Below are 24,935 nucleotides of genomic sequence, written 5' to 3' on the forward strand. Positions count from 1 at the left end.
GCACCCGGGGCCGGACGCGGCCGGCGCCGGACGCTCTCACCCCACCCCCGGCGGCGGGGTCGTCCATGCCGTCGCAACACCGCAACACCGCAACACCGCAACACCGCAACACCGCAACACCGCAGCATCGCAACACCGCTACACAGCCATATCGCCGCGGCGCCCGCGCCGTCGGCCTCTTCTTTCCGCCGGGGGCGGCTCGTCCCGTCCCGGCGCTGCGCGCGCCGTGTCCCGCCCGGCGCGCCCCGGCCGGCCGTCCACGCCACTGACGCCGGCTTCCACATACCCGGGGCCTGCGGTCGGTGGCCGACTTCGCGCCCGGGTCAGCCGCCGGCGACCGACTTCGCGATCCGCTCCGCGTCGAGCGCGATCTCCCGCAGCATCCCCGTCAGCGGATTGGTGAACCCGGTGAAGTACAGCCCGGGAGCCCCGGCCGGGCAGCGGTGCCCCCGGTTCAACGGCCGTCCCCGCTCGTCCAGCACGCCGAGATGGCCGAGCATCCCGCCGAGCCCGCGCTCGTACCCCGTGGCGGCGATCACCACGTCCGGCGACAGCTTCTCCCCGCCGGCCAGTACCACCGTGTCCCCGTCGAACGACTCCACCGCCGCGACCGGCTCCACGGCCCCCCGCCGTACGGCCCGCACCAGGCCGATGTCCTGGACCGGCAGGGCGCCCTCCCGGACCCGGGTGTAGAGCCCCCGCTCGGGGCGCGGCAGCCCGTATGCGGAGAGGTCCGGTACGGCCACCGCCGCCTGTGCGCGGGCCAGCCGGTCCACCACCGCCACGGGCAGCCGCCGGGTCAGGATCGCGCTGTGCTGCGCGGTCCACCCCAGGGTGCTGCGGCGCACGATGTGCGGGGGAGTGCGGACCGCCAGCCGTACCCGCGCCGCACCGCCCCCGGCCAGATCGACCGCGATCTCCGCGCCCGTGTTGCCCGCGCCGACGACCAGGACGTCCATGCCTTCGTACGGTGCCGGGTTGCGGTACTCGCGGGCGTGGAGCAGCGGCCGGGTGAAGGACGGGAGGCCCGGCCAGTCGGGCAGCCGGGGGGTGTGGCTGTAGCCGGTGGCGACGACGACCGCGCGCCCCGTGAGCCGCCGGCCGCCGGTGGCGTGCAGCAGCCAGGACGGCGGGGCCGTCCGCCGTCTCCGGCCTCTCCACCGTCCCGGGGCCGGGGCGGGGTCCGGGGCCGGGACGGCGTCCACCCGGCTGACCTCGACCCCCGTCACGACATCGAGTTCATGGAACTCCGCGTACTTCTCCAGATAGCGGACGACGTCGTCGCGGGAGACCCAGCGGCCGAAGGAGCGGGGCATCGACAGGCCGGGCAGGGCGGACTTGCGGCGGCTGGTGTGCAGCCGCAGGCAGTCGTAGTGGCCGCGCCAGGAGGCGCCGACCGCAGGGGACTTCTCCAGCACCACGGCGCGTACGTCCCGCTCCCGCAGGGCGGCGGCGGTCGCCAGTCCGGCCGGACCGCCCCCGATGACATAGACGGGCATATCGGCGGTGCGGTCGGTGTCCATGATGCGTGAGCGTAATCGCGTGGTCACCCCATGGGTCTCGGCCGGGAAGGGAATCGATTGCGAATTGATCACGCGGCCTCCGTCCGCTTTCGTTTCCGGCCGACCGGGGTCGCCTCTTGTGCGTTCGGGGCTGCCGGAGGTGAACTGAGCCGACGAGAACTGATGGAGCGTCAGTTCAAAGCGGAGGGAAGCGCCCGGTGACCGCAGCCAGCCCCGAGATCGACGACTTCACCCGCCCCTACTGGGACGCCGCGGCCGCCGGTGCGCTGCTGCTCCGCCACTGCCGGGCCTGCGGGAAGCCGCATCACTACCCGAGGGAGTTCTGTCCGTACTGCTGGAGCGGAGACGGTGAGTGGGTGGCCGCCACCGGCCGCGCCACGCTCTACACCTGGTCCGTCGTCCACCGCAACGACCTCCCGCCGTTCGACCGCCGGGTGCCGTATATCGCGGCGGTGGTCGAACTGGAGGAAGGGCCCAGGCTGATGACCGAGGTGGTGGAGTGCGAGGAGGGGCGGCTGAGGATCGGGATGCGGCTGGAGGTGACCTTCCGGGTCATGGAGGAAGAAGGGGAAGGGGCGGAGGGTGAGGGTGCTGTTGTCGTGCCAGTCTTCCGCCCGGAGGGGGTACGGGAGGAGCAGCCGTAGGAGGCGGCCCCGCGGGCTCCGTCCTCGTGGTCCCGGACATCGCGGCCGCCCGGCTGCTCCGGTTGTGCTGCTGCTCCGGTTGTGCCGTTACGGCCAGAGCAGCCCGCGCGACCAGCCCGGTGCGGTGGTGGAGGCCGTCCGGTCGGCGGAGGGCGTCCGGTCGGTGGCGGGCGTACGGCGGTAGCGGAGCCGGACATGGCGGCGGGCCGCGTCGCCCTGGAAGAACTCCGCCTCGTCCGGAGCCAGTACGTACCGGGTCCAGGTCGGTACCGGGGCGCCGGGTTCGGCCTGTGCGCGCTCCCAGGCCGCCCGCGAGGCCGCGGCCAGCGTGGCCGAGTCGGGCAACGGCTCGCTCTGCCGGCCGGTGAGGGCCGCGGCGAGCGCACCCGTCGACCGGGCGTGCAGATCGGCCAGGCTCTCGTGGGCGCCCAGCGCGGTGACCCTGCCGCGGAGCCGGATCTGGCGCCCCTGCACCGGCCAGTAGAAGGTGAGCGCGGCTGCCGGGCGGGCGGCGAGCTGGCGGCCCTTGGCGCTGGTGGAGTGGGAGGCGAAGTGCCAGCCGCGGGAGTCCGCGTCGTGCAGCATCACGATCCGCGCGTCGGGTCCGCCGTCGTCGGCGACCGTGGCCAGGGTCATGGTGTGCGGTTCGGGCTGGCCCGCGGCGACCGCCTCGGCGAACCAGCGGTGGAAGAGGGGCAGCGGTTCGCCGGGGGCCGTGTCCGGGTCGAAGGCGGGCAGCGGGCTCTCCCAGACGCGCTGGGCGTGCAGCAGTGCGCGGAAGGCGTCCTGGGACCCTGCCGTCGCCGGGGTGTTGGTGTCCATGGGGTGATCGTCGCAGGCGGGGCGCGGGGGCGCGGGGCGATGGGCCTGCGGGGGCTGCCGCGCCGCCGGGCGCCTGCCCGTCCCGCCCGCCGTCCCGGCCGGTCAGTCGCGGCCCAGGACGACCGTGGCCGACGAACAGAACCAGCCACCCGTCCCGGATGCCGCGGCCAGCCGCGGCAGGCCGCCGTCCCGCCCCCGGACCTGGTGCGGCCCGGCCTCGCCCCGCAGTTGGCGTACCGCCTCCACCAGCAGGAACAGACCGCGCATCCCCGGATGGCAGGCCGAGAGCCCCCCGCCGTCGGTGTTCACGGGCAGTTCGCCGTCCGGGCCGATCCGCCCCTTCTCCACGAACGCGCCGCCCTCGCCCTTGGCGCAGAACCCGAGATCCTCCAGGGTCACCAGGGTCATATAGGTGAAGGCGTCGTAGAGCTGGGCGATGTCCATCTCCGCCGGGGACACCCCCGCCCGCTCGAAGGCGAGCCGCCCGGAGACCGCGGCCGGGGAGACGGTGAAGTCCTCCCACTCCGACATCGCCGAGTGCGAGACGTACTCGCCGGTGCCGAGGATCCATACGGGAGGCCCGGCGATATCGGCGGCGTACTCCTCGGCGACGAGCAGCACCGCGCAGCCGCCGTCGCTGCGGATGCAGCAGTGCAGCTTGGTGAACGGATCGGCGACCATCGGGCCGCCGAGGACGTCGTCCACGGTGAGGGGGGTACGGAACATGGCGTCCGGGTTGCGCGCGGCATGTGCCCGGGCCTGCACGGCGACCGCGGCCAACTGCTCGGGCGTGGTGCCGTAGCGGTGCATATGGCGGCGGGCCGCCATCGCGTACTTGGCGATCAGCGTGTGCCCGTACGGCGCCTCGAACTGGAGCGGGCCCCGGTTGCCGAGGGAGAGCCCGGCGGTACGGCGGCCCGCCCTGATATCGGCGCGTGCGGTGGAGCCGTAGACGAGGAGTACGGCGTTGGCATGCCCGGCCGCGATGGCATCGGCGGCATGGGCGGCCATCACCTCCCAGGTCGCGCCGCCCACGGAGGTCGAGTCCACCCAGCGCGGGCGCAGGCCCAGATACCCCGCCACCTCGGCGGGGGCGAGCGTGCCGAGCCCGGCGGAGGCGAAGCCGTCGATCACGGAGCGGTCGAGCCCGGAGTCGGCGAGGGCCCGGCGGGCGGCCTGGGCGTGCAGGGCGTACGGGGTGGTCCCGTCCAGCCGCCCGCAGTCCGCGAGGGCGATCCCGGCGACGGCGGTGCGTCGCCGGGGGGTACGGCCGGGCCGGACACCGGCGCTGGTGGTGGTGGCAGCCATGAATCTGACGGTACATCAGATGGGGATGGCCGGGGGAGGGTGCGGACTCGGGCGGGCCTCGGGCGGACTTCCGCGCGGGGGTGTCCATCCGGGGTGCGCCGCTCTAATATGACGGCCCGTCAGAAAGGGGGGTCTCGTGGACATGAACACGGGCACGGGCGTGGACACCGGCGGGGGTGTCGAAACGGGCGGGGGTGCGGAGACGGGCGAGGGTGTGGAGACGGGCGGGGGTATGGGTGCCGACGGGGGTGTGGCGGCGGGCGGGGACGCCGTCGTCGGTGCCGCCGGGGCGCACGACGGGATCCGGCACACCCTGCGCGACCTGTTGGCCCGGCGGGCCGGCGGCCCCCGGAACCGGCAAGCCGTGGGGACCCCGGAGGGCTATGACACCGCGCTCTGGCCGGTGCTCGCCGGGAAGCTCGGGCTGCCCGGGCTCGCGCTCCCCGAGGAGTACGGCGGCGTCGGCTGCGGGCTGCCGGAGCTGGCCGTCGCCGCGGAGGAGACCGGAGGTGCCCTGCTGCCCTCGCCGCTGCTGGCCACCGCCGTGCTCGCCGCCCCCCTTGTTGCCGCGCTCGGCACCCCCGAACAGCGGGCAGCCCTGCTGCCGCGTATCGCCGATGGTTCGCTGACCTGCGCACTCGCCGTCCCCGGCGGGGCACTGGCCACCGCGCTCGGTCTGGTCGCCGGGGCGGGCGGCGGTACGGCCGTCGGGAGCTGGGCGGGCGGCGGCCGCGCCGGAGGCGTCCAGGCGCGGCGGACGGGCGGCCCCTCCGGCGACGACTGGGTGCTGTACGGGGAGGCCGACCAGGTGCTCGACGGCCACAGCGCCGGACTGCTGCTCGTTGCCGCGCACACCGGCGGCTATCCGCGCAGCCGTACGCTCCTCTTTCTCGTCCCCGGCGACGCCCCCGGTCTGACCCGCACCCGCCGCACCACCCTGGACGAGACCCGCCCCCAGGCCCGGGTGCAGCTCCGTGACTGCCAGGCCCGGCTCCTCGGTGCGCCCGGCACGGCCGGAAGCGGTAGCGCGGTGGCCGCGGCGCTCACGCTGACGGGCGCCGGGGCGGCCGCGTTCGTCGCCGCCGAGGCCGTCGGCGCGGCGGAGAGCGCGCTGCGGGCCACGGTCGGGTACGCCGGGCAGCGGGAGCAGTTCGGCCGCCCGATCGGATCCTTCCAGGCGGTCAAGCACCGGCTCGCCGACCTCTATGTCGGGGTCCGAGCGGCCCGTTCGGCGGCCGCCTGGGCCGCGCGGCACCCCGCCGACGCGGGCCTGGCGCTCGGACAGGCCCTGGAGACCCTGCGGACGGTCGCGGCGGAGACCGTCCAACTGCACGGCGGCATCGGTTTCACCTGGGAGCACGACGCGCATCTCTTCTTCAAACGGGCCGCGGCCGACGAGCTGCTGTTCGGACCGGTCCACGCACTGCGGGCGCATGCCGCCGAGCAGGCGGGGCTCTTTTCCCCGACGGGCGGTACGGATCCGGTGGACCGTGCGAACCGGGCCGCGGACCAACACTCGCAGCTCGAGCCCCAGAACCAGTCCCGGCCTCAGCAGGAGCAGGAGCATCAGCCGGATCCGGCCGTCGCCGGGACCGGCCCGGCCACCGGAGAGGATGTGGGATGAACCGCCGGGGAGCGCTCTACCGCACGGTCCAGCGGGCCTCCGCCACCAGGGCCTTCGCCAGGATCGCGCCGCGGATCCTCCCGGCCGTCGACCGGGCGGTGCACCGGCTCACCCGCGGCCGGGTGCTGCCCAGCGCGCGGATGCTGCCCGGTGTCGTCCTCACCGCCCGGGGCGCGAAGAGCGGACTCCCGCGGACGATCCCCCTCGCCTCCCTCCACCGCCCCGCCGACGGCGGGCACGACGGCGCGGACACCGAATCATGGCTGCTCGTCGGCTCCAACTTCGGGCGCGCCGGACACCCCGCCTGGTCCGCCAACCTCCTGGCCCACCCCGAGGCCGGGATCAGCTGGCGGGGCCGGGAGATCCCCGTCCGGGCGCGGCTGCTGGAGGGTGAGGAGCGGGCGGCGGCCTGGGCGGAGCTGCTCGACTTCTGGCCGCCGTACGCGGTCTACCAGGAGCGGACGGAGCGCCGTATCCGGCTCTTCCGGCTGACGCCCCGCTGAGGCATCCGCGAAGAAATGGGTGAACCAGCCGCCCGCCCCGGCCGATCCGCTGCCGCGGGTCACCAGTCGCGCTCGGCGACCAGCTCCTCCATATCCGCCTCGGGGAAGCCGTAGGCGGTCGCCACGAAGTGGAAGTCCACGGCTATCTCGTCCCGTGCCACGGTCTCTATCTCGCTGTCCGCGTTCCGCAGTTTCTCGTCCAGCTCGTTGAACCGCTCGGTGGCCTCCGCCGTGAGGGCGTAGAGCGCGGTGAGGTCCGCCGGGCGCTCCCGCTCGATCCGCTCGCACAGCTCCAGCAGGATCGTCCGCCCCTCGGCAATCAGATGCCGCGGGTAGTAGTCGTCCCTGAAGAGCCGCTCCAGGAAGGCGTGTCCCGCCACCTTCTCGTTGGTGATCGCCATGCCGGCCCGCCCTCTCCCGGCCGCGGCCGGTGACCCGTACTGCTCGTGCCTGTGCTGTGCTGTCCTGCCCGTCGCTCCCGATAGTGCACCACCGCACTGACAACGGCCCCTGGCGACCGCGTTCCTACAGGTCGAGCGGGGTGAGCTGCCAGGCACGGCGGCGCCGGGCCCGCAGCAGGGACAGTGAGCCGGAGCCGGAGCCGGAGCCGGAGCCGGAGCCGGGTTCGGATTCGGCTCCGGATTCGCGGAGTCGCGCGGCCAGCCCGGCGAGGGTGTCGCAGCGGGCCAGCCAGAGCCCGCGCAGACAGACCTCCGGCCCGTACGAGGCCAGTGCCGCGGCCCGGACGGCGGCGGCCGCCCCGACGGAGCCCGCCAGTCCGGCGATGTCCTCGGCCGGATCGCCCAGCGCCGCGTCCGTCCAGCCGAGCACCCCGGAGATCCCGCCGTCGTTCCCGGTCAGCAGATGCCCGCCCGTGAGCCCGTTGTGGAGGAGTACGGCCGTGTCCGGGGCGGCGGGCGGCGGTACGTCGGCGAGGCGCCGCAGCACCAGACCGGGGTCGAGCCCCAGGTCCGCCGCCGGTCCGCGGGCCGCGCGCAGCGCCTCCTCCCGCAGCCCGGCCGGATCGCGGACCGGTTCCCGGAGCAGCCCGTCCACGCCCGGCCCGTCCCCTGCGCCGGCCCCTATGACCGACCCGTCCACCACCGGCCCGTCGCCCACGAGCCCGTCCACCACCGGCCCGTCCACCACGGGCCCATCCCCCACCGACTCGTCCCCCGCGCCCGGCCCGGCCCCGGCAGCCCGCTCCACCCCCGCGACCCGCTCCGCCCCGTACGACCTCAGGGCCGCCAGCATCCCGGACAGGTCCAGCTCCCCCGCGCCGGACACCGGACGCTCCTCCGCGGAGACCCCCGGGAGCCGGGTGTCCACGGTGTACGAGAGCCCCGGCGCCCATGTGCCGCTCGCCAGGGTCTCCGGCACCGGCACCGGGAGCCGTCCGCGCAGGGTGTCCCGCAGCGCGGTCTCCCGCCGTTGCCGCCGGGTCGTCTCCCGGTCCTTCGCCAGCCGGAGCACCCGGTCGTCGCCGATGGCCCAGATCGCCTGCCCGGTCCCTTCCGTCACCCGCCGGACAGGGGTGCCGTCCAGGGAGAGCAGTGCGCGTACGGCGTCGGCATCGAGGGCCGGGGACAGGTGCATGGGGGCGCCGTTCCTGATCGGGGAAGGGATTGCGGCAGGGAACGGAAGTTCATGATCACCGCGTTCACGCGTGAGCCTGCCTCCGCCCGCTGCTGTGCGCCAGCGAATTTCAGTTGCGCCCGGGACCGGTTTCCGCCGTCTGTGCCCGGGCCCGGCGCCCGCCGGTTCCCCTGCCGTCCGAGAACGGAGGGCCCGGGCGCCGATAGGGCCAGGAGGTCCACAGCCGCTACCACCCCCGGGTGATTGTCCGATCTTTCCGGGCGATGCCCGGGGAGTGTCGTCCGCGCCCGCGCGATGCCCCTGATCAGCCTGGGGCGGGGATTCCCGGATCGGGACTCACCTCACCTAACGAGAGAAGCCGATGTGATGCGAGCAGTTCTCGCGCGGCTGCGACAACGCTCCCGGACCACAGGCGTCGCCTGTGCCGTCCTCGCGGCGACCGCACCCGCGCTTGCGCTGGGCCCGGGTATGTCCTGGGCCGCTCCGGCGCCGCCGACCTCCCAGGAGGAGCGCGTCGTCTCCCCGACGGGTCAGGACCGGGGCGCGGCCCCGGAGCGGGCCGGGAACGGGAAGGAGAGCGGCGGCAAGGCCGCCAGGAACAAGGCACGTGCCTTCAAGCCCCACAAGGCCCAGCTCCGGCGGGCCCCGCTGCCCGGCGGGCTCGGCCCCTGCATTCCGGGGACCCCGCCCTGCCCGAACCCGTACCCGCCGATCAACAACGGCCCCATCACGGGCCGCGACAACAACATCAATATCTTCGCGGGCGGCAACTTCAATGTCCGCGAGCGGGCGGCCGAGGCCGAGGGCAAGGTCGTCGTCCTCGGCAACTTCGACCAGAACAAGGCCGCGGGCGGCAGCTCCATCTACAACATCGGCATCGTCGGCGTCGGCTCCCGCGTCCCCCCGGACGACGGCACCGACTTCCTCACCACCGGCGGCAACGTCTCCGTGGCGGCCGGGCAGAGCCTGCTCGCCGACGGCGGCAACGTCCGCTACGCGGGCACTCTGACCGGCACGGTTACGGGCACCCCCATCCAGGACCCCAACGCGGCGGCCCCCTACACCGCGCTGCGCAACCAGCTCACGGCCTCCAGCCAGTGCTACGCGCGCACCGAGACCGGGGAGCGCCCGGCCACCGGAACGGCGGTCAACGAGGGCGGTCAGACCACCTTCACCGGTGACGGCAGCTCCGCGCTCCAGGTCTTCAACGTCAACTTCGACCTCCAGACGAACACCGGCGGACAGCAGGGGATCGTCTTCAACAACATCCCGGCGAACGCCACCATCCTGGTGAACCTGCTGGGTGCCAGCCGCACCATCAACACCTACAGCGGCAGCCCGTTCGACACGGACCCGTTCAACCAGCTCCGCGAGCGGCTGCTGTGGAACTTCCCGGACGCCTCGACGGTCACCCTCCGCGGCACCGGCCAGTTCCAGGGCAGCGTCCTGGTCGGCAACCAGTCGTCGAACACGACCGTCACCCTCCCGGGCACCAACGGCCGCTTCTTCTCCACCGGCAACATCACCCACACCAGTGTGGTCGGGGCCGGCGGTGGCCAGGAGTTCCACGCGTACCCGTTCAACGGTGACCTGCCGGACTGCTCCACCCCGGTCCCGACCGCCCCGGTGCGGGTGGTCAAGGAGGACGCCACCACGGGCCTCCCGCTGGCCGGTGCCACCTTCCAGCTGTGGGAGGAGTCCAACGGCGTTCCGGGCCTCCAGACCACCGGCGTCTCCCCCGACGACCAGGTCGGCTCCCCCTGTGTGACCGGCGTCGACGGCACCTGCTCGCAGACCGTCGTCCCCGGTACGTACTACTGGCAGGAGACCGCGGCCCCGCCCGGCTACGACCTGCCCGCCAACCCGGTCTTCCCGGTGGTCCTGACCGCCGACGACGTACCGGACGGCGTGACCGTCACGGCCGACAACAGCCGGACCCCGGTCACCGGTGAGATCTCCGTCGAGAAGACCGACTCGGAGACGGGCCTGCCGCTCGCCGGGGCGATCTTCGAGCTGTGGCAGGAGACCAACGGCGTACCCGGTCTCCAGACCGCCGGCGCCGACCCGGACACCCAGCTCCCGCCGGACTGCACCACCGACGTGGTCGGCGAGTGCTCCCGGATCGTGCCGCTGGGCACGTACTACTGGCGCGAGGTCTCGGCCCCGCCCGGCTACGACCTGCCCGCCACGACGGTCTTCCCGCTCACCCTCACCGAGGAGAACGCCTCCACAGGTGTGAGCGTCGCCGTCACCAACACCGAGACCCCGGTACCTCCCGGCGAGGGCCCGGTGACCGTCGTCAAGGTCGACTCGGAGACGAACGCCCCGCTCGCGGGCGCCGTCTTCCAGTTCTGGCAGGAGACCAACGGGATCCCCGGCCTCCAGACCACCGGAATGACCCCGGACACCAAGGTCAACCCGGACTGCACGACCGGCGCGGACGGCCGGTGCAGCCGTGACGTCGTCGCCGGTACGTACTACTGGGTCGAGATCACGGCTCCGGCGGGCTACCAGCTCCCGGCGAACCCGGTCTTCCCGCTCACGCTCACCGAGCAGGACATCCCGGGCGGAGTCTCGGTCACCGCCGAGAACGTCGCGATTCCCGAGCCCGTCCTCGGCGACGTCTCCGTCGTCAAGGAGGACTCGGTGACGGGCGCTCCGCTCGCGGGCGGTGTGTTCCAGCTGTGGGAGGAGACGAACGGGGTTCCCGGTCTCCAGACCACCGGTATCAACCCGGACTCCACGATCGGCACCCCGTGCACGACGCCCGCGAACGGCACCTGCACCCGGACCGTCGAGACCGGTCAGTACTACTGGCAGGAGACCGCGGCCCCGCCCGGCTACGACCTGCCGCTCAACCCGGTCTTCGGCCCGCTGGTCCTCACCGAGGAGAACGCGGCCGAAGGCGTCTCCGTCGTCGCGGAGAACGTCCGGACGCCTCCCGGCGAGGCACCGGTACGGGTCGTCAAGCAGGACTCGGTGACCGGCGACCCGCTCGCGGGCGCGGTGTTCCAGCTCTGGCGGGAGACGAACGGGATCCCCGGTCTCCAGACCACGGGCGGGAACCCCGACACCTCCGTCGGCAGCCCGTGCACGACGCCCGCCAACGGCACCTGCTCCGCCACCGTCCAGGTGGGCCAGTACTACTGGCAGGAGACGCAGGCCCCGGCGGGCTACGACCTCCCGGCGAACCCGGTCTTCCCGATCACGCTCACCGAGGAAGAGATTCCGGGCGGTGTGACGGTGACCGCGGAGAACACCCAGACGCCGCCGGTCCGCGGTGATGTCTCGGTGCTCAAGGTCGACTCGGCGACGGACGCCCCGCTCGCGGGCGCGGTGTTCCAGCTCTGGAAGGAGACCAACGGCGTTCCCGGTCTCCAGACCACCGGTATCAACCCGGACACCTCCATCGGCGCTCCGTGCACGACGCCCGCCAACGGCACCTGCACCGAGACCGCCGAGGTGGGCCAGTACTACTGGCAGGAGACCCAGGCGCCGAACGGTTACGACCTGCCGGCCAACCCGGTCTTCCCGCTCACGCTGACGGCCGAGAACGCCCCGCAGGGCGTGACCGTCACCGCCGAGAACACCGCCACCCCGCCCGGCGAAGCGCCGGTCACCGTGGTGAAGGTCGACTCGGAGTCGGGCGACCCGCTCGCGGGTGCGGTGTTCGAGCTGTGGCAGGAGACGAACGGGGTTCCCGGTCTCCAGGTCGCGGGGATGAACCCGGACACGCAGCTCAGCCCCTCGTGCACCACGGGTGCCAACGGCCGGTGCAGCCGGGACGTCGTCCCGGGGACGTACTACTGGCGCGAGACCGCCGCCCCGGCGGGTTACGACCTGCCGGCCGACCCGGTGTTCCCGGTCATCCTCACCGAGAACGAGATTCCGGGCGGGGTGACGGTGACGGCGGAGAACACGCAGACGCCGCCGGTCCGCGGTGATGTCTCCGTGGTGAAGGTGGACTCGGAGACGGACGCCCCGCTCGCGGGTGCGGTGTTCCAGCTCTGGGAGGAGACCAACGGGGTTCCCGGTCTCCAGACCATCGGTATCAACCCGGACACCACGATCGGCAGCCCCTGCACGACGCCCGCGAACGGCACCTGCACGGCCACGGTCGAGGTGGGCCAGTACTACTGGCAGGAGACGCAGGCCCCGGCGGGTTACGACCTGCCGGCGAACCCGGTCTTCCCGCTCACGCTGACGGCCGAGAACGCCCCGCAGGGCGTGTCCGTCACCGCCGAGAACACCCGGACGCCGACCCCGCCCACCGGCGAGATCGACGTCCACAAGACCGACGCCAAGACCGGCAGGCCCCTCGCGGGCGCGGTGTTCGAGCTGTGGGAGGAGACCAACGGCTTCGCCGGTCTCCAGACCAGGGCGCTCAACGGCACCCCGCCCGACACCATGGCCGGCCCCGGCTGCGCCACGGACCGCTCCGGCAACTGCACGTTCGACGAGTTGCCGCTCGGGACGTACTACCTGCTGGAGACGGATGTGCCCGAGGGCTACGTCCTGCCGGACAACCCCGTGAAGGGTCCGTTCACCATCACGGCGGACAACGCCGACCAGCCCGTTCATGTCGAGGTCGCCAACAAGCGTGGCGAGCCCGGCAAGGGCAAGGGCGGCAAGGGCAAGAAGTAACCGCCCGCCCGTAGGACAACCGAATACCGAGCGTTGACGGGAGCGCGGACGCACCGGATCACCACCGGGCGTCCGCGCTCTCGCGTTCCCGTTTCCCGGGGCCGGTGACCGTACGTTTCCGGTGCCGGTGCCGGTGCCGGTGCCGGTGCCGGTGCTGGTGTCCCGGTGTCCCGGCGGTCCCGACGGCGGGCCGGTGGCCCTGGCGGTCCGGTGCCCCGGTGCTCTCGCGGTCCGGCGTCCCGCGGAAACCTTCACGCGCCGCGCCCCGCCGGTCCACCATGGCCGGATGGCCGAACAGTACCTCTCCGCCTTCGCCGTCGACTCCGCCGCCTTCGCCGCGCTCGTCGGCTCGGACGACGACTCCTTCGTACGGGCCGCGGTCGCCGCGATCGACGGCCCCGCGGCCGGCACCCTGCTACGGGCCCATGACCCCGGGGAGGCGGCCGCCGCGCTCCGGGACATCGCCGCCGGACGCCCCGACCCCACCCGCCCCGGCGGCTACACCTGGCTGCTGGAGCTGCTCGGCCCCACCGCCGGTGTCCCGGTCGGCGCCCACACCCTCCCCGGCCGCCGCTGGCATCTCCTCGGGCGCGCCCTGCTCGCCTGGGAGCTGCCCGTCCTGGCCGGCCTCTGGTGCCGCCCCTGGGGGTTCCCCTTCGGGGACCGTGCCCCCGATCCGGACCCCTGGCCCTTCCCGGCCCTCGCGACCGCCGCGGAACTGGACCTGATCGGGACGGAACTCGCCGCTCTCGACCCGGGGCGGATCCACTCCCGGCCGGAGCTGCTGCCCCATGGGGACGACGGCGACGGCGAGTGGGAGGACGATGCCGAGGAGGCCGAGTACCTGCTCTGCGAGCGGCTGCCCGGCTGGGTGGCCGCGGCCCGTGCCGAGCGGCGGGATCTGCTGCTGGTCCGGGACGGCGGCCGGTAGGCCGTCTCCTCCGTATCCGTGCCGGGATCCCGTACCGGATTCCCGCCCCGGCCGCCCCTGTGCTTCTCACCTCTTCGGCCCCTCGCCCGGGGCGCGTTCGGGCCCCCGCTGATAACAGTGGACTGGGGGCATCCGGGGGCGTACCAGGACGGAGTGCCGCATGCGACGGACGAAGACAGGGGAGCGCGGCAGCAAGCGCACGGGCATAGCCGGGGCCGCCGCGGTGGCGCTGCTCACCGGGGCGGTCGCCGTGGCCGGGCCCGGCGGCACCCCCGAGGCCGGCGCGGCCCCGCTGGGGGTCACCGACTGCACGGCGGGGACCGGGCCCTACCAGCGGGCCCTGGAGGAGTATCTGAAGCGGCCCGTGGACGGGGTCCAGTCGCCCGCCGACTGCGTGGCGATCCGCAACTTCCAGGCAGCCAACGACATCCAGCCCGCCGACGGCTACGCGAACCTGATGACGTACCGCACATCGGTCGCCGTGCAGGCCCGGGCCAATCCGAACGCGGCGGGCCACTGCCCGGTCCGGGACCACCGCGTGACCTGCGTCGACCTCGACCGTCAGCTGCTGTGGGTGCAGCGCGGCCGGACCGTCGTCTTCAACCCGGTGCCGATCCGCACCGGCCGGGACAGCGAGGAGACCCGGCTCGGCTGGCACGAGATCTACTGGCGCAGCCGCGACCACGTCTCCACCATCTACGACGACGCGCCGATGCCGTACGCCCAGTTCTTCGACGAGGGACAGGCACTGCACGGACGGCTCGACGACCTCTACGACGGCGGCGGCTCGGCCGGGTGCGTCAATCTGAAGCTCTCCGACGCGGCGTCGCTGTGGGACCTGCTGGAGATCGGCGACGCCCTCTACATATGGGGCGTGAAGCCCGGCACGGAGGGCTGACGGGCACGGACCCGCGGGGTCCGGAAGGGCGCGGACAGCGCGGACAGCGCGGACAAGGGCCGAGGGGAGCGGCCGGGGGGCTCCGCCGTGCGGGAGAGGCGGCACGAGGCCGTGCGCCCCGGAAGGCGGACCGCGCCCGGAAAGCGGACCGGGCCCCGGATGGGAATCGGGGCCGCCGCGGGATGGTGGGGGGAGGAAGAAGAAGGTGGGGGGTGGAGAAGGGTGGGGGGTGGCGGTGGAGCCGGTGGAACTGCGGGAACGGACGGAAGGGCTTCTTCCGCAGTTGACGTTTCCGGATTACTTCAGCGGCTTCTTGCCGGTGATGCCCAGATGCACCAGGAGCGCGAGGTTCGGCCGGAGTTCGGCCTGCTTCACACCCCAGGTGGTGAACCCCTTCTGGTGCGAGGCCACCGCGGCCAGCATGGCCACCAGCGATCCGGAGACCGCGGCGGGGTTGACGTCCTTGTCGACCCGGCCCTTGGCCTGGAGCTCCTTCACCGCGTCCGTCAGGGAGTTGGTGACCGAGTTGAGGATCTTCATCCGGATCTTGTAGAACCGTTTGTCGCCCTCCGCGGCCCCCAGGTCGACGACCCGCAGGATCGCGTCGTTGCGCCGCCAGAAGTCGAGGAAGCCGTCGACCAGTTCCTCGGCCGTCTGCCAGGCGGCCTTGCCGACCCAGGAGCGCCCCGCGACCAGTCCGGTCAGGGAGGCACCTTCCTTGGCCATGTCCTCGGCGATTTCGAGGACGGCGCCTTCGACATCGGGGAAGTACTGGTAGAAGGTGGCGGGGGAGGTCCCCGCCTTCCGGGCCACGTCGATCACCTTGACGTCCCGGTACGGCGATGAGCTGAGCATCTCGCCGAGGCAGTCGAGCAGCTTCTGCCGCGTCGCCTGGCCGCGTCGTCCGGCCACTCGGCCGTCGACAGTGCGTACTTGTCCTGTCATGCCGTCAGCTTACCGAGGGGTGATCGGCGCGCGATTCGGCCGACTGCAAATGGGGTGTACGGGCCGGAGGACCCCGCCCGGCCGGGCTGGACGGACAGCCTGAGAACGCGCGTTCGAGCGCGGACGGAGGGGGTGCGGTCACGGTCCGTGGTGTGCTCCGGATCTCCCTCCGTCCCCCTCATCCGTTTTCCCAATTTCTGCGTCAAGGATCAGTGGGGGGTGATCGCCCCGCCCGGCCGTCCGGGCCGTCCGGACCGGCCGCGCCGCCTGCGGGGAAGCCGCCGCGATCCGGCCGGGACCCGTCCGGGACGAGGTGATCCGGATACCGGACGAATCGTCGTACTCACCGACAATCGGGGTGCGGCGGGGCGCGGAATGTGCGGGAAATCGTACGGAGGACGCGGTACGGGCCGGACCGGGAGGGGTACGGAGATGCGGGACGGAGCGGTTCCGGCATGCCCGGCGTGCCCTGATCCGGGCGAGACACCCCGATCCGCCCCCGGGTTCGCCACCGCCGCCTCCGACAGGAAGAATCGGGGTGCGCGACCGCTGCGGGGCTCGGCGGTGACGCCGTGCAGGGCCGGGAAGGACGGGCCCGCTGGAGCCGGGGCCCGTACGGGGAGGTGGCAGGGATGGAACAGCTGACGCAGCACGACCCGAGACGGATCGGTCCGTTCGAGGTGCTGGCCCGGCTCGGTGCCGGGGGCATGGGGCTGGTCTATCTCGCCCGGTCGGCCTCGGGCCGCCGGGTGGCCATCAAAACCGTCCGTACCGAACTCGCCGAGGACCAGCTCTTCCGGGTCCGCTTCACCCGCGAGGTCGAGGCCGCGCGGGCCGTCAGCGGTTTCTACACGGCGGCCGTCGTCGACGCCGACCCGCGGGCCGCGGTGCCCTGGCTGGCCACCGCCTATGTCCCCGCGCCGTCGCTGGAAGAGATAGTGAACGAGTGCGGGCCGCTGCCCGCCCAGGCCGTGCGCTGGCTGGCCGCGGGCATCGCCGAGGCCCTCCAGTCCATCCACGGCGCCGGACTGGTCCACCGCGACCTCAAGCCGTCCAACGTCCTTGTCGTCGAGGACGGCCCCCGGGTGATCGACTTCGGTATCGCCTCCGGGGTCTCCAACACCCGGCTGACCATGACGAACGTCGCCGTCGGCACCCCCGCCTACATGTCCCCCGAGCAGGCCAGGGACTCCCGCAGCGTCACCGGCGCCAGCGATGTCTTCTCGCTGGGCTCCACGCTGGTCTTCGCGGCCACCGGCCATGCCCCCTTCCACGGCGCCAACCCCGTGGAGACCGTGTTCATGCTGCTGCGCGAGGGCCCCGACCTGGAGGGGCTGCCGCCCGAGCTGCGGCCCCTGATCGAATCCTGCATGGGCATGGACGCGGCCGGCCGCCCCTCGCCCGAGGACCTCCAGGCCCAGCTGGCGCCCCATCTCTTCGCCTCCGGCGGCGACGACAGCGGTACGGCGTCCGCCTGGCTGCCGGGGCGGGCCACGGCGATGATCGAAGCCCGGCGCGGCGGACGCACCACCCAGGTCCCCGCGGCCGGACCTGCCCTGCCGCCCGGTCCCGGACCGCAGGGCGGACAGCACAACGGAGCCCCCGCCGCCGCCCAGGCCGGGCGCCAGGCCGGCCCGCAGGTGGTGCCCCCGCCGCCCGCGGAGCCGCCGCGCCGCAACCCGAACTGGGCCCGCCAGGAGGACCCCCGGACCGGCGCCGCCGCCCCGGCCGCCCCGGCTGCCTCCGCCGCCGCCGTACGGCTGCCCGGGGTGGCCGCCCCGATCGGCCCCGGCCTCAAGGTCGCGGACGCCCTGGGGCCGCTCCCCGGCTCGCCGCCCGGCACGGGCTGGATCCGCCCGCCCGCCGGACACCCCGGCGGTACCGCCACCGCACCGCCCCCGCCCCCGGCCCTGCCCCCGGCAGCCGCGGCCCGCCCGGCCGGCGCCTCCTCGCCGTCGCTGCTGCCGGACGGCACCGGCCGCTGGCGGCCCTGGCGGTTCCGGATGTCCAACGATGTCTGGGGCACCCCGATCGTCGACGGCGGCCTGCTCTACGTGACCTCCTTCGAGGTCCACGCCCTCGACACCGGCACCGGCCGCCGTCAGTTCAAGACCCGTGACGTGGCCTGGTCCATGGCGCTCGAAGCCGGCCGGATCCACGCCTCCGACGGCCCCACGCTCTACGCCCTCGACGCCGCCGACGGCCGGGAGCGGTGGCGGCTGTCCACCGAATCCTGGGTCTACTCCCTCCAGACCGACCGCGGCACGGTCCTCACCGGCACCCGCGGCGGCGGCGTCCAGGCCTGGGAGGCGTCCGACGGCGAACAGCTCTGGGAGCTGACGGGCGCGCAGTCCGAGTTCGAGACCGTCGAGGGCGGCCCGGTCATCGCCGGGGGCACGGTGTACGTCTGGAAGGAGGCCCGGCTGCGGGCCCTGGAGGCCCGTACCGGCACGGAACGCTGGTCGTACCCCGTGGGCGACGCCGCGTCCTGCGGCAATGTCCCCGTCCGGGTCCATCCCGCGACCGACGGCTTCGTCTATGTCTCGGCCGGTACCCGGGTCATCGCCCTGGACATCGCCACCGGCCGGGTCCGCTGGCACTTCGAGGCACCCGCGGTCTTCCTCTCCCCGCCCGCCTTCGCCACCGGACCCGCGGTCGCGGGCGGCGGTGTCTATCTCGCGGACTATCTGGGCACGGTGTACGCCCTGGACGCGACCACCGGCAAGGACCGCTGGCGGATCGCCACCGAGGCCCGCACCTCCACCGAACCGGTGCTGGTCACCGGCGGCAACGTCCATGTCGGCAGCGGCTCCGCGCTCTACACCCTGAACGCCGTCACCGGCACCCCGCTCTGGCGGTTCGCGGCGGGCGCCGAGGTCGTCGGCGCCCCCGTCGCCGCGGACGGCCGGGTCCACTTCGGCTCCGCCGACCATGTGCTGTACACGCTGGACGCGACGGGCGGCCAGCTCCGGTGGAAACTGGCGACGGGCGGCGAGATCACCGGCTCCCCGGTGGTCCGGGACGGTGTCGTGTACGCATGCAGCAAGGACCGCTGCGTCTACGCGCTGGACGCGGTGAAGGGCACGGCGACCGGCCGCCGCTGATCCGCTTGCGCGGCGCCGGGAGTGAGCAGTGGTGGGGGTCCCGCTTCCCGGCCGGAGCCCGTCGTGCCCCGGGTGTCCGGCCGGGGCGCGGCGGACCGCACGCCCCGCCCGGCGGCCGCCGATGGCCGGGCCGGTCCGGCTGCCCGATGGGTCCGGTCACGACGAACTCGGCCGTCCGGACGGCAAACCGGGTGCCGGGGCGCGGGCCGAGGCCGGAGATGCCCTCGACGGCGACCAGCTCTGGGGCGGGTGCGCACACATTCCGGCGGGGCCGCGGATCTTCCCGGACCGGTCGGCCGCCGCGACGGCGGTCGCGGCCCGGTGGCCGGTTCGGTCGCCACGCCCGGCGCAGTCCCCGGGGCGACAGGCCGCCCGGAGGTACGGTGACGGGCGGATCCGCGAGGCCCGCCGGTTCCGGCGGCACGGCTGCCCGGACCGGGCCCGCCCAAGACCGATGAGGATCCGGGACCGCGACAGTCCCCCTCTCGTACGGCTACGGCATACGCAGGCGACGGCGACGGCGAAAGGAAGACCGTGATGGCGGAGGCACCGGAGACCGGGCTGAGGGCCCTGCTGGCGGACGGGGTGCGGCGCGGGGAGGCGGTCGGGGCCGTCGGGCTCGTCGTCCGCGACGGAGCCGCCGAGACCGCCGTCGCGGGCGGCCGTACCCTCGGCGGGCCCGCGGACATCGCCCCCGACACGATCTTCCGGATCGCGTCCCTCACCAAGCCGATCACCGCCGCGGCCGTGATGCTCCTGGTCGACGAGGGGCGGCTCGCCCTGCGGGACCCGGTGGCGCGCTGGCTGCCCGAGCTGGCCGCGCCGGTGGTGGTACGGACCCCGGACGCGCCCGCCGACGACACCGTCCCGGCGGTCCGGCCCGTCACCGTCGCCGATCTGCTCACCGCCCGCGCGGGCTGGGGATACCCCGCGGACTTCTCCCTGCCCGCCGTCCGGGCACTCGCCGACGGCCTCCCGCAGAACCCGCCCGAACCCGAGGGCATCCCCGCCCCCGACGCCTGGCTGGCGGCCCTCGCCCGGATCCCGCTGATCCACCAGCCCGGCGAGCAGTTCCTCTACAACACCACCTCCGACATCCAGGGCGTACTGATCACCCGGGTCACCGGGCAGCCCCTGGCGGAGTTCCTCGCCGAGCGGCTCTTCGGGCCACTGGGCATGACGGACACCGCGTTCAGCGTCCCGGCGGCGAAACTGGACCGCTTCACCACCCTCTACCGGCCGGGTGCCCCCGGTACGGATGGCACCGGGCCGGGGGAGCCGGACCTCTGGGACACCCCCGACGGCATGTGGAGCCGGGAGCCCGCGTTCGCCTCCGGCTCCGGAGGTCTGACGGGCACCGCCGGGGACCTGCGGGCCTTTTTGACGATGCTCCTGGAGCGCGGCGAGGGCCCGGACGGCCGCCGGATCCTCCGCCCGGACTCCGTACGGCTGATGACCACCGACCATCTGACCGCGGACCAGCGCCGGGCCGGGGCGGTCTTCCTGGACGGCCAGGGCTGGGGCTTCGGCGGCTCCGTCGACGTCGAACCGTCCGAGCCGTGGAACGTACCCGGGCGCTACGGGTGGATCGGCGGCACCGGCACCGCGGCCCACTTCACCCCGTCGACCGGCACCGTCGCGGTGCTGCTCACCAATATCGGACTGTCCGGCCCGAGCGCGCCGCAGCTGATGCGCGACTTCTGGCGGTACGCGGCCCGCCGGTGACGGGGTGACGGGGTGACGGGGTGACGGGGTGACGGGGTGACGCGGTGACGCGGTGACGGGCCCGGCGGCCGCACGGTCGCCGCGCCCGCCGCGACCGCTGGGACGCGCCGCAGGGCCCGTCACCGTCCTGTGCCGGGCGCAGCCCGCCTAGCGCAGCCGGTAGCCCGGCGGCCCGCCGTCCCCACCCTGCTCGTTCCGCGCCGCCTGCCGGGCCTCGAAGAGCCGGGCCTGCTCCTCCGGCCGCAGACTGCCCAGGGCGATCAGATGCGGGGCCAGCGCCAGTGCATGGGAGCGGGCGGTCTCCCGGGCGGCCCACAGCGCCCGTACGGTCCCCTGGACCGCGTGCGGCGGCTGGGCCGCGATCACCGCGGCCGCCCGGAGCGCGGCCGTCCGCGCCCCGCCGGGCTCCGTCAGCTCGGAGACCAGCCCCGTCTCATGGGCACGGGCCGCCGAGAGCCGTTCCGCCGTGCCGGTCAGGGCCAGCCGGGCCGCTTCCCCGTACGGCATCCGCTGGGCCAGCAGCACCGACTCGTAGGCGCTGACCATGCCGTAGGCCGTATGCGGGTCGAAGAACTCCGCGGTCCGGGAGGCGATCAGGAACTCGCACTCACCGAGCAGATAGAACGCCCCGCCGCAGGCCATGCCCTCGACCGCGGCCACCACCGGTTTCCACAGGTCGTTGGCCTTGGGGCCGACGGTGAGCAGCGGATCGTCGATGCTGTACGGGGAGGCGGGCTGCGGCACCCGTACCGAGCGGTCGATGCCGGTGCAGAATGCCCGGGTGCCGGAGCCGGTGAGGACGACCGCCCGGACGGTGTCGTCGTGGCGGAAGGAGCGCCAGGCCGCGGCGAGCGCGGCGGCCGCGGGCAGGTCGATCGCGTTGAGCCGGCCGGGCCGGTCCAGGACGACGACCGCGACACCGGTCTCCGCGACGGCCTCCCGGTCGACCAGGACCCCGGACCCCGCCGCGTCCTCCCCGGCCGGAGCGGCGGCGCCGGTCACGGCCGCTCCAGCAGCCAGCGCGGCAGCCGCAGCCCCTGCTCGTCCGGGGGCGCGAACGCCACCCGTACGCCCGCCCCGATCCGCAGCCTCGCCGGGTCGACCGAGTCCAGGGGCGCGTCGGGCGCGGTCACCACATTGCCCACGAGCCGGATCCGGGGCAGGTCGGCGAGTTCGACGAGGACGGCGTTGTACGGGGCCAGTTCGGCATAGCCGGGCAGCAGCGGCGGATGGGGGACGACGTACGACCAGATCCGGCCCCGGCCGCTCACCGGCCGCCAGTCGGCGTCGAAGGACTGGCAGTGCGGGCAGCAGGGCCGCGGCGGGAAGCGCGGTTCGGCGCAGTCGGCGCAGGTCTGGACGCGGAGTTCGCCGCGGGCCGCGTACTCCCAGAAGGGTGCGCCGTCCTCGTCGGTGACCGGACTCAGCAGGCTCATGGGTCGGCTCAGCTCCTCAGCAGTACGGCCGATGTGGGCACGCCCTCGCCCGCGGTGACCAGGCAGGTCGCGGCGGACGGCACCTGGGCGGTGGAGGTGCCGCGGAGTTGCAGCACGCCCTCGGTGATCAGGTTGAAGCCGTGGACGTACGCCTCGGACAGGCCGCCGCCCCCGGTGTTGATGGGCAGCCTGCCGCCGATCTCCAGCGCCCCGCCCTCGGTGAAGGCGCCGCCCTCGCCGCGGCCGCAGAAGCCGTAGCCCTCCAGGGAGAGGGGGATCAGCGGGGTGAAGGCGTCGTATATCTGGGCGACGTCGATGTCTTCGGGGCCGAAGTCGGCGTGCTTCCAGAGTTGACGGGCTGCGGTCCAGGCGGGGCCGGTGAGGGGGTCGTCGTTCCAGTAGTTGACCATGCCGTGGTGCTGGGCGGGCAGGCCCTGGGCGACGGAGTGGACATAGACGGGCTTCTGCCGGCAGTCGCGGGCGCGTTCGGCGGAGACCACGACACAGGCGAGGGCGCCGTCGGTCTCCAGACAGTTGTCGAAGAGGCAGAGCGGTTCGCTGATCCAGCGGGACGTCATATACATGTCCCGGGTCAGCGGGCGGTCGTACATCATCGCCGCCGGGTTCTGGTTGGCCCGGTTGCGGCAGGCGAGGGCGACATTGAAGAGATGGTCGCGGGTGGCGCCGTACTCGTGCATATAGCGGCGGGCGAGCATGCCGATCTCGTCGGCGGGCCGCAGCAGCCCGAAGGGCCGGGTCCACTGGCCGGGGGTGGGGAGCTGGGCCGCGGTGTTCCGCCAGGGGCGGGGGCCGCTGCCGCGTTTGCGGGACCGCCAGGCGACGCCGACGCTCGCCTGGCCGGTGGCGACGGCGGCCGCGAGATGGGCGAGGGTGGCACAGGAGCCGCCGCCGCCGTAGCCGACCCGGGAGAAGAAGGTGACGTCCCCGGCGCCGATCGCCTTGGCGATCTCGACCTCGTCGGTCTCCTCCATCGTGTACGAGGCGAAGGCGTCCACCTCGGAGGCGGCGATCCCGGCGTCGTCGAGAGCGGCGACGATTGCCCGGCAGGCGAGCGTCCGCTCCGGTTCGGGCAGTTGTTTCGCATAGGCCGTGCGGCCTATGCCGGCTATCGCCGCCGCGTCCTTGAGACCGGCCACGGGCACACCTCCGCCGTTCGATCCCCTGGGGCCGGGCCCGGAAGCCCGCGGGCCCGGCCGCCGGACGGGCGGCGCGGGCTGCCGGATACCGCCCTCTGCTGACAGCGCGTCAGGCTACCGCTAATCTGACGGATAGTCAGCTACGGTGCGGGGCCCGGCCCACGATGCCGGGCAGGCGGCAGGCGGCAGGCGGCAGGCGGCAGGTGGCAGGTGGACGGTGGACGGTGGGCGGGCGACGGCCCGGCCGGGCCGGACGGCCGGTGACGACGGGAGGCACGGGATGGTGCGAGCACGTCCGACCGGCACGGGCCCGGAGGCCCCCGGCCCCGGCCGGGAGGGCATGGAGGCTCCCGGGCCCGGCCGGGAGCGCCCCGAGTCCGGGCCCGGTCCGGAGCGGGCAACCCTGGCCGACACCATTCCCCGGCTGGTCCGGCGGGCCGCCGCCGCGTACGGGGCGCGGGAGGCCGTCGTCGCCGAGGGCGGCCGTACCCGGGCCCGGGTCAGCTACGCCGCACTCGGCGAACGCGTCGAACGCGCCGCCGCGGCCTGTATCGCCGCGGGCGTCCGCAAGGGCGATCGGGTCGCCGTCTGGGCCCCCAACACCCTCGAATGGATCGTCTCGGCGCTCGGCGCGGTCACCGCGGGCGCCGTCCTCGTCCCCCTCAACACCCGCTTCAAGGGCGCCGAGGCGGCCTATGTGCTCAACCGCTGCCGCGCCCGGCTGCTCTTTGTCACGGGTACCTTCCTCGGCACCTCGTACCTCGCGTCCCTGCGCCGCGCGGACATCGAACTCCCCCATCTGCGGCGGACGGTCGTCCTCGCCGCCGGAGCGCCCGACTCCGGCTCCTGCCTCGGCTGGGACGACTTCCTCGCCGCCGGGGCCGGAGTAGGCGCCGACGAGGTACGGGAGCGGGCCGACACCATCGCGCCGGACGACCCCTCCGACATCATCTTCACTTCCGGCACCACCGGCCGCCCCAAGGGCGCGGTCATCACCCACGGCCAGACGATCCGCTGCTACGACCTCTGGAGCGAACTCGCCGGACTCCGCGCCGACGACCGCTATCTCATCGTCAACCCGTTCTTCCACACCTTCGGCTACAAGGCGGGCATCATCGCCTGCCTCACCCGCGGTGCCACGATGGTCCCGCAGGCCGTCTCCGGCACCGAGACCGTCCTCGCCAATATCGCCGCAGAACGGATCACGGTCCTGCCCGGACCCCCGACCCTCCACCGGACCCTGCTGGACCATCCGGCGCGCGCCGCCTACAACCTGTCGTCGCTGCGGCTCGTCGTCACCGGCGCCGCCGTCGTACCGCTCCAGCTCGTCGAGCGGCTCCGCGACGAACTGCGCGTCGGCACCGTACTGACCGCCTACGGGCTCTCCGAGGCCAGCGGCTTCGTCACCATGTGCCGCCGCGGTGACGACCCCGGCACCGTGGCCCGGACCTCCGGCCGGGCCCTGCCCGGCACCGAGGTCCGGGTGCGGGCCGCGCCCGGCGAGCCGGGGGAGGTGCTGGTGCGCGGATTCCAGGTGATGAGCGGCTACTTCGAGGACCCGGAGGCCACCGCGGCCGCCGTCGACGCCGACGGCTGGCTCCGCACCGGCGATATCGGGATCCTCGACGACGGCGGCAACCTCCGGATCACCGACCGCATCAAGGACATGTTCATCGTCGGCGGCTTCAACGCCTATCCGGCCGAGATCGAACAGCTCATCGGGGCCCACCCCGATATCGCCGACGTGGCGGTGATCGGCGTCCCGGACGCCCGGCTCGGCGAGGTCGGCAGGGCCTACGCCGTACGTCGGCCGGGCGCCGCCCTCACCGCCGACGACCTGATCGCCTGGGCCCGGCGGGAGATGGCGAACTACAAGGTGCCGCGGTCCGTCGCGTTCGTACCCGAACTCCCGAGGAACGCCTCGGGAAAGGTCCTCAAGGGCGACCTGCGCCGCCGGGCGGCCGCGGGCCCCGGCTGACGCCGGGGCACCGCGGCCGGGCGGCGCGCCCGGGGGCCTCGCCCGGGGAACCGTGCCCCGGGCCCGGACCAGCCGACGGCCCGGACCGTACGCCCTG

18 protein-coding genes are annotated in these 24,935 nt (G+C 74.1%); 9 read left to right on the forward strand and 9 right to left on the reverse strand.

What is annotated here, in order from left to right; all coding sequences use genetic code 11:
- Nucleotides 1-323: 323 nt before the first annotated feature.
- Nucleotides 324-1,523 carry a flavin-containing monooxygenase gene (locus ACWDR0_RS11875; RefSeq protein WP_456351510.1) on the reverse strand — a complete coding sequence of 400 codons (1,200 nt, stop codon included), beginning with the start codon at nt 1,521-1,523 and terminating at the stop codon, nt 324-326.
- A 197-nt stretch (nt 1,524-1,720) separates the two neighbouring features.
- On the opposite strand from ACWDR0_RS11875, the gene ACWDR0_RS11880 reads away from it, so the two are divergent.
- Nucleotides 1,721-2,167 (forward strand): Zn-ribbon domain-containing OB-fold protein, encoded by a 447-nt coding sequence (locus tag ACWDR0_RS11880; protein WP_456351511.1) that lies wholly within the window; start codon nt 1,721-1,723, stop codon nt 2,165-2,167.
- An 87-nt stretch (nt 2,168-2,254) separates the two neighbouring features.
- On the opposite strand, the gene ACWDR0_RS11885 is transcribed toward ACWDR0_RS11880, so the two are convergent.
- Both ACWDR0_RS11885 and ACWDR0_RS11890 read right to left on the reverse strand, forming a co-directional pair.
- Nucleotides 2,255-2,989, reverse strand: coding sequence for a pyridoxine/pyridoxamine 5'-phosphate oxidase (locus tag ACWDR0_RS11885; protein ID WP_456351512.1), 735 nt, complete (start codon nt 2,987-2,989; stop codon nt 2,255-2,257).
- Nucleotides 2,990-3,091: 102 nt separating this feature from the next.
- The gene (locus ACWDR0_RS11890) at nt 3,092-4,297 is read right to left on the reverse strand and encodes a thiolase C-terminal domain-containing protein (RefSeq protein ID WP_456351513.1); all 1,206 of its coding nucleotides are present in this window, start codon (nt 4,295-4,297) and stop codon (nt 3,092-3,094) included.
- 136 nt (nt 4,298-4,433) lie between these two features.
- Here ACWDR0_RS11890 and ACWDR0_RS11895 point away from each other — a divergent pair, with 136 nt between their 5' ends.
- Together ACWDR0_RS11895 and ACWDR0_RS11900 are read left to right on the forward strand one after the other, a co-directional pair.
- Nucleotides 4,434-5,921, forward strand: coding sequence for an acyl-CoA dehydrogenase family protein (locus tag ACWDR0_RS11895; RefSeq protein ID WP_456351514.1), 1,488 nt, complete (start codon nt 4,434-4,436; stop codon nt 5,919-5,921).
- The gene (locus ACWDR0_RS11900; protein WP_456351515.1) at nt 5,918-6,424 is read left to right on the forward strand and encodes a nitroreductase family deazaflavin-dependent oxidoreductase; all 507 of its coding nucleotides are present in this window, start codon (nt 5,918-5,920) and stop codon (nt 6,422-6,424) included. Before ACWDR0_RS11895 ends, ACWDR0_RS11900 begins: the two co-directional genes overlap by 4 nt.
- Nucleotides 6,425-6,483: 59 nt before the next feature.
- On the opposite strand, the gene ACWDR0_RS11905 is transcribed toward ACWDR0_RS11900, so the two are convergent.
- Entirely contained in the window at nt 6,484-6,825 is a 342-nt protein-coding gene (locus tag ACWDR0_RS11905) for a DUF5713 family protein (protein ID WP_456351516.1), read from the reverse strand.
- Nucleotides 6,826-6,949: 124 nt separating this feature from the next.
- Nucleotides 6,950-8,020 carry a phosphotransferase family protein gene (locus tag ACWDR0_RS11910; protein WP_456351517.1) on the reverse strand — a complete coding sequence of 357 codons (1,071 nt, stop codon included), beginning with the start codon at nt 8,018-8,020 and terminating at the stop codon, nt 6,950-6,952.
- A 366-nt stretch (nt 8,021-8,386) separates the two neighbouring features.
- Here ACWDR0_RS11910 and ACWDR0_RS11915 point away from each other — a divergent pair, with 366 nt between their 5' ends.
- The 3 genes from ACWDR0_RS11915 to ACWDR0_RS11925 all read left to right on the forward strand — a co-directional run bounded on the left by ACWDR0_RS11915 (nt 8,387) and on the right by ACWDR0_RS11925 (nt 14,493).
- On the forward strand, nt 8,387-12,664 hold the full coding sequence (locus ACWDR0_RS11915; RefSeq protein WP_456351518.1) for a SpaA isopeptide-forming pilin-related protein: 4,278 nt from the start codon (nt 8,387-8,389) through the stop codon (nt 12,662-12,664).
- A gap of 286 nt (nt 12,665-12,950) precedes the next feature.
- Entirely contained in the window at nt 12,951-13,595 is a 645-nt protein-coding gene (locus ACWDR0_RS11920; protein WP_456351519.1) for a hypothetical protein, read from the forward strand.
- 160 nt (nt 13,596-13,755) lie between these two features.
- The gene (locus ACWDR0_RS11925; protein WP_456351520.1) at nt 13,756-14,493 is read left to right on the forward strand and encodes a L,D-transpeptidase family protein; all 738 of its coding nucleotides are present in this window, start codon (nt 13,756-13,758) and stop codon (nt 14,491-14,493) included.
- A gap of 297 nt (nt 14,494-14,790) precedes the next feature.
- Here ACWDR0_RS11925 and ACWDR0_RS11930 read toward each other — a convergent pair whose 3' ends face one another.
- Nucleotides 14,791-15,438 (reverse strand): TetR family transcriptional regulator, encoded by a 648-nt coding sequence (locus tag ACWDR0_RS11930; protein WP_456351521.1) that lies wholly within the window; start codon nt 15,436-15,438, stop codon nt 14,791-14,793.
- Nucleotides 15,439-16,070: 632 nt separating this feature from the next.
- Here ACWDR0_RS11930 and ACWDR0_RS11935 point away from each other — a divergent pair.
- Nucleotides 16,071-18,542, forward strand: a complete 2,472-nt coding sequence (locus ACWDR0_RS11935; RefSeq protein WP_456351522.1) for an outer membrane protein assembly factor BamB family protein — start codon at nt 16,071-16,073, stop codon at nt 18,540-18,542.
- A 537-nt stretch (nt 18,543-19,079) separates the two neighbouring features.
- Nucleotides 19,080-20,267, forward strand: a complete 1,188-nt coding sequence (locus ACWDR0_RS11940; protein ID WP_456351523.1) for a serine hydrolase domain-containing protein — start codon at nt 19,080-19,082, stop codon at nt 20,265-20,267.
- 147 nt (nt 20,268-20,414) lie between these two features.
- Here the strand turns inward: ACWDR0_RS11940 and ACWDR0_RS11945 are convergent, their stop codons facing one another.
- Genes ACWDR0_RS11945 through ACWDR0_RS11955 form a run of 3 tightly spaced genes read right to left on the reverse strand, consistent with a single transcriptional unit; the run spans nt 20,415 to nt 22,860 of the window.
- The gene (locus tag ACWDR0_RS11945; RefSeq protein WP_456351565.1) at nt 20,415-21,218 is read right to left on the reverse strand and encodes an enoyl-CoA hydratase/isomerase family protein; all 804 of its coding nucleotides are present in this window, start codon (nt 21,216-21,218) and stop codon (nt 20,415-20,417) included.
- 47 nt (nt 21,219-21,265) lie between these two features.
- A complete protein-coding gene (locus ACWDR0_RS11950) occupies nt 21,266-21,703 on the reverse strand; it encodes a Zn-ribbon domain-containing OB-fold protein (RefSeq protein ID WP_456351524.1) in 438 nt (145 codons plus the stop codon).
- 8 nt (nt 21,704-21,711) lie between these two features.
- Nucleotides 21,712-22,860 (reverse strand): lipid-transfer protein, encoded by a 1,149-nt coding sequence (locus ACWDR0_RS11955; protein WP_456351525.1) that lies wholly within the window; start codon nt 22,858-22,860, stop codon nt 21,712-21,714.
- A 280-nt stretch (nt 22,861-23,140) separates the two neighbouring features.
- On the opposite strand from ACWDR0_RS11955, the gene ACWDR0_RS11960 reads away from it, so the two are divergent.
- Nucleotides 23,141-24,838, forward strand: a complete 1,698-nt coding sequence (locus ACWDR0_RS11960; RefSeq protein WP_456351526.1) for a FadD3 family acyl-CoA ligase — start codon at nt 23,141-23,143, stop codon at nt 24,836-24,838.
- Nucleotides 24,839-24,935 lie beyond the last annotated feature (97 nt).

Source organism: Streptomyces sp. NPDC003691 (genome assembly GCF_053981115.1).

Excerpts from the sequence above, each read along its gene's own strand:
- ACWDR0_RS11905 (WP_456351516.1), bottom strand. The coding sequence starts at position 6,825 with ATGGCGATCACCAACGAGAAGGTGGCGGGACACGCCTTCCTGGAGCGG.
- ACWDR0_RS11910 (WP_456351517.1), bottom strand. The coding sequence starts at position 8,020 with ATGCACCTGTCCCCGGCCCTCGATGCCGACGCCGTACGCGCACTGCTC.
- ACWDR0_RS11940 (WP_456351523.1), top strand. The coding sequence starts at position 19,080 with ATGGCGGAGGCACCGGAGACCGGGCTGAGGGCCCTGCTGGCGGACGGG.
- ACWDR0_RS11935 (WP_456351522.1), top strand. The coding sequence starts at position 16,071 with ATGGAACAGCTGACGCAGCACGACCCGAGACGGATCGGTCCGTTCGAG.
- ACWDR0_RS11960 (WP_456351526.1), top strand. The coding sequence starts at position 23,141 with ATGGTGCGAGCACGTCCGACCGGCACGGGCCCGGAGGCCCCCGGCCCC.
- ACWDR0_RS11875 (WP_456351510.1), bottom strand. The coding sequence starts at position 1,523 with ATGGACACCGACCGCACCGCCGATATGCCCGTCTATGTCATCGGGGGC.
- ACWDR0_RS11920 (WP_456351519.1), top strand. The coding sequence starts at position 12,951 with ATGGCCGAACAGTACCTCTCCGCCTTCGCCGTCGACTCCGCCGCCTTC.
- ACWDR0_RS11930 (WP_456351521.1), bottom strand. The coding sequence starts at position 15,438 with ATGACAGGACAAGTACGCACTGTCGACGGCCGAGTGGCCGGACGACGC.
- ACWDR0_RS11890 (WP_456351513.1), bottom strand. The coding sequence starts at position 4,297 with ATGGCTGCCACCACCACCAGCGCCGGTGTCCGGCCCGGCCGTACCCCC.
- ACWDR0_RS11900 (WP_456351515.1), top strand. The coding sequence starts at position 5,918 with ATGAACCGCCGGGGAGCGCTCTACCGCACGGTCCAGCGGGCCTCCGCC.
- ACWDR0_RS11950 (WP_456351524.1), bottom strand. The coding sequence starts at position 21,703 with ATGAGCCTGCTGAGTCCGGTCACCGACGAGGACGGCGCACCCTTCTGG.
- ACWDR0_RS11915 (WP_456351518.1), top strand. The coding sequence starts at position 8,387 with ATGCGAGCAGTTCTCGCGCGGCTGCGACAACGCTCCCGGACCACAGGC.
- ACWDR0_RS11885 (WP_456351512.1), bottom strand. The coding sequence starts at position 2,989 with ATGGACACCAACACCCCGGCGACGGCAGGGTCCCAGGACGCCTTCCGC.
- ACWDR0_RS11925 (WP_456351520.1), top strand. The coding sequence starts at position 13,756 with ATGCGACGGACGAAGACAGGGGAGCGCGGCAGCAAGCGCACGGGCATA.